The organism is Chamaesiphon sp. OTE_75_metabat_556 (assembly GCF_031378165.1).
Lineage (GTDB): Bacteria > Cyanobacteriota > Cyanobacteriia > Cyanobacteriales > Chamaesiphonaceae > Chamaesiphon.
Window position 1 is genome coordinate 1 of record NZ_JANNDR010000332.1, and the last position, 4,097, is coordinate 4,097.

4 protein-coding genes are annotated in these 4,097 nt (G+C 47.1%); 1 reads left to right on the forward strand and 3 read right to left on the reverse strand.

Annotated elements, in window-relative coordinates; translation table 11 throughout:
* The 3 genes from RMO27_RS13145 to radA all read right to left on the reverse strand — a co-directional run.
* Positions 1–548 (reverse strand): HAD-IA family hydrolase (locus RMO27_RS13145; RefSeq protein ID WP_309733169.1); only part of this gene is annotated, 548 nt, incomplete at its 3' end.
* Positions 549–630: 82 nt separating this feature from the next.
* Entirely contained in the window at positions 631–1,347 is a 717-nt protein-coding gene (locus tag RMO27_RS13150) for a rhomboid family intramembrane serine protease (RefSeq protein WP_309733171.1), read from the reverse strand.
* A 180-nt stretch (positions 1,348–1,527) separates the two neighbouring features.
* Positions 1,528–3,033: a DNA repair protein RadA gene (gene radA / locus RMO27_RS13155; protein ID WP_309733173.1), complete on the reverse strand. Its 1,506-nt coding sequence runs from the start codon at positions 3,031–3,033 to the stop codon at positions 1,528–1,530.
* Positions 3,034–3,367: 334 nt separating this feature from the next.
* Here radA and rpaB point away from each other — a divergent pair.
* Positions 3,368–4,097 (forward strand): response regulator transcription factor RpaB (gene rpaB / locus RMO27_RS13160; protein ID WP_396133708.1); only part of this gene is annotated, 730 nt, incomplete at its 3' end.

Consider the following 4,097-nt stretch of genomic DNA (forward strand, 5'->3'; position numbering starts at 1 on the left):
CAGATGGTGTGCATCTTGGCATTTTTTGCCCCTTCAATATCTGCTTCAGGATTGTCACCAACAAAAAAGCTATTTTCAGGCTTTATGCCTAACTGAATCATAGCCTTCTGAAAAATTTCTGGTTGCGGTTTTCTCATGCCTTCTATTTCGGAAATGAGAATGACATCAAAATATTCCTGAATACCCAATCCTGAGATCGCTTTCTTTTGAAATTCGCCGCGCCCATTTGTAATGATGCCTAGTAAGTAACCTTGTTGTTTCAAGGCATCTAGCATCTCAAAGAGAAAAGGAAATGGCACACAATGAAATTGAAACTGTGATTCATAATCTGCTAACAACTCCTGCCAACCGATCCGATCTAGATTGAACTCAGCAACTAGCGTTTGATAAACCTTGTCTTTCCAGACATGTCCCAGGCAATCCAGCTCAATGAATCTCTTGGCATAATCTATTTTAGGAATACGACTTAGATGACGATCGAATCTGTCATATTGCATAAAAATAAACTGCTCGATCGAGCTTTCCCGATCGAGTAGTGTTCCGTCCAAATCAAAAATAACCGCTCTCACTTTCATGTTTTTGAAAGTATCGAAGGTGGATATTAACCACCATTTTAGTTTGAGTTCAAAACTACGCTTCCGATCGCTGTGAAAACAATCCCAGAATCGGGCCGAGGATCGCACCAAAGACGAAACCGCCAGCATGTGCCCAATAAGCAACGCCACCACTTTCCATCCCCACATTCATACGCGGTGCCAGCGTGGCAAAACTATATAAAGCCTGTTGTAAGAACCAAATTCCTAGATAAAAATAAGCCGGAATCCTCGTAAAAAAGGGGAAAATTCCGATCGGAATGACCGTTCTGACACTGACATTGGGAAAACGAATAATATAAGCTCCCATCACACCCGCGATCGCACCACTAGCACCGAGTGATGGCAATTGCGAGCCTTGACTGAAAAACCACTGAGCTAAGCTGGCGAGTACGCCACAAGCTAGATAAAAAAAGAGAAATTTAAGATGCCCTAGTTGGTCTTCGACATTGTTGCCAAAAATCCATAAGAACAACATATTTCCCGCGACGTGTAAAAAACCACCGTGGAGAAACTGGGAAGTAATCAATGTCAAAACTTCCGGTGGTTCGCCACCACGCAAAGCGGGATAAGCATTTCCGGTAAATTCACCGGTTAATTGGATCGGGACGACTGCCCATTGATAGAAAAATTGGGTCAAACTTTGTTCGGAAAAAGTCAACTCATAGAGAAAAATCAGGACATTGAGCGCAATTAACCCATAAGTAATAAAGGGGGTAATAATTGTGGGGTTGTCATCATCGATTGGAAACATAAGATTAGGGGATAGGGGACAAAGGATAGGGAATAGGGAATAGGTAAACTCCCAGTCCCGTAATTAGCTCGCCTCACACACGATCGATCTACATCGATCGTGTGTGGCTGAATATTCCTCAAATACCAATAATTTAACATTCACCCTATCTATCCATTGGTATGTTCACGTTACAAAACATCACTCCTCGTCAATATCTTCTCTTTCCGTTTCTGCTGGCAGGGCAGCAACGATCGCATCGATGACGCGGTTGACAGGAATAATTTCCATCCCTAAATCGGGAAAAGTTTGATGTCCTTTGGGGACGATCGCACGTTTGAATCCGAGTTTAGCAGCTTCTTTGAGACGTAATTCTAATTGGGAAACTTGCCGCACTTGTCCGCCCAAGCCAATTTCGCCGATGAGTACCGTAAATGGAGCGACGACGCGATCGCGGAAACTAGCCACGATCGCGATCGCCATACCCAAGTCTACAGCGGGTTCTGAGACATTTAAGCCACCTGCCGAAGCGACATAGGCATCTAGTTTTGAGAGGGGAATCCCGACGCGTTTTTCGAGGACGGCCAGAATTTGGGTGAGGCGATTGTAATCAATGCCCGTCCCCGCACGGCGAGGTGATGGATAGCTCGTCGGACTGACTAAGGCTTGTAACTCGACGACGATCGGTCGGGTGCCCTCACAGGCAACGACAATTGAGGTACCTGGAGCCATCCCCTGTCGATCGCCCACAAACAGCTCAGACGGGTTGTCAACCTCTCTTAATCCCCGATCGACCATCTCAAACACGCCGACTTCATGAGTGGCTCCAAAGCGATTTTTGGTCGATCTGAGCAGCCGATGAGAGGCAAACCGATCGCCTTCAAAGTACAAGACGGTATCGACCAAATGTTCTAACACTTTCGGCCCCGCGATCGCGCCTTCTTTGGTAACATGTCCGACGATTAGCAGGGTAATATCTTCCCGCTTGGCGACTTTCATCAGTGCTGCCGTACACTCCCGTACCTGGGCGACCGAACCCGCAGCGGATGTCAGGGCGGGGAAATAGACAGTCTGAATACTATCGATGACGGCAACGTGAGGTTTGAGGGATTCTAGTTCTCTGAGAATCTCTTCGAGATCGGTTTCGGCTTGGACGTATAAATTTGCGCCATCAGCGACGGTTAATTGTTTTGCGCCTTCAATGGCTCCATTGGCTCCATTTGCCTCAATTTCTGCACTGGTGAGTTCGCCCTTGGTGCCTTCTACTCCCAAGCGAGAAGCGCGTAATTTAACCTGCTTACCCGATTCCTCTCCACATACATATAACACTCGATAGTGCTTGGACATCAGGTTGGCAGTCTGCAGCAAGAGGGTCGATTTGCCAATGCCAGGATCGCCACCAATTAACACGAGAGAACCAGGCACGATCCCACCACCTAAAACCCGATCGAGTTCGCCAAACCCAGACGCCCAGCGTTCTTCCTCCCCATCGATAATTTCGGGAAAAGTTAAAGCGGCTAATGGATGTGGTTGCTCGTCACTCGATCGACCGTTGAGAGCTTTTACCCCCAAGCCCCTGGAAGCTGATGGCGCAGCCTGTTCGACCATTGAAGCATAAACACCACAGATCGGGCATTTGCCATAGAACTGCAAAGATGTCGATCCACATTCATTACAAACATAGGAAGTACGCGGCTGTTTTGCCATTCTGCGGGGGGAGGGTAGAGGGTAGGGAGTAGAGGATAGCTAATGAGCCAGCGTTCAGATTACTAAAGGTTAGTAGATTTTGGTGGAGCGATCGTGGGGCTAAATCTCTCTTCAATGCTGTACTAGTCGATCGAACATGCACTCAGTTGCAGCTACTGGGGCAAGTAGACTCGATCGATAATTAAAAAATGCGAACGGGTTGGAACTGGCAATCGACGCAGTTCCAATTTCTGAAGGGGTTTGACTGCACCAATTTAGTTAGAATTAATGATAATCTTAATCTTAGGATGTTAAAAGTTAACGTTAAAAAAATTACCACTATACGATAGGAGCTTTGATAAGCTTGGAAAATCATAAGGAAACTATTCTGGTCGTTGATGATGAGGCTAGCATCCGTCGCATTTTAGAAACTCGCCTCTCCATGATTGGCTATGATGTAGTTACAGCGGCAGATGGGGAAGAAGCCCTCGAAACTTTTCGCGAAACCTGCCCCGATTTAGTCGTGCTTGACGTGATGATGCCCAAGCTCGATGGCTACGGGGTATGTCAGGAGCTACGCAAAGAATCTGATGTCCCCATCATCATGTTAACGGCATTGGGCGATGTCGCCGATCGGATTACGGGACTGGAGTTAGGTGCGGATGACTATGTTGTCAAACCCTTTTCTCCCAAAGAACTCGAAGCGCGGATTCGATCGGTATTGCGACGGGTTGATAAAAATGGACTCAATGGCATTCCCAGTTCTGGGGTGATCCAAATTGCCACCATTAAAATCGACACCAACAAGCGCCAAGTGTACAAGTCCGACGAGCGGATTCGGCTCACCGGGATGGAGTTTAGTCTCCTCGAACTACTTGTGAGTCGATCGGGTGAGGCTTTCTCACGATCGGAAATTCTCCAAGAGGTGTGGGGCTATACTCCCGAACGTCACGTCGATACTAGAGTCGTGGACGTTCATATTTCGCGGCTCCGCGCTAAATTGGAAGAAGATCCTAGCAATCCCGAACTGATTCTCACCGCTAGAGGTACGGGTTATTTGTTTCAACGGATTATCGAGCCTGATG

Excerpts from the sequence above, each read along its gene's own strand:
- RMO27_RS13150 (WP_309733171.1), bottom strand. The coding sequence starts at position 1,347 with ATGTTTCCAATCGATGATGACAACCCCACAATTATTACCCCCTTTATT.
- radA (WP_309733173.1), bottom strand. The coding sequence starts at position 3,033 with ATGGCAAAACAGCCGCGTACTTCCTATGTTTGTAATGAATGTGGATCG.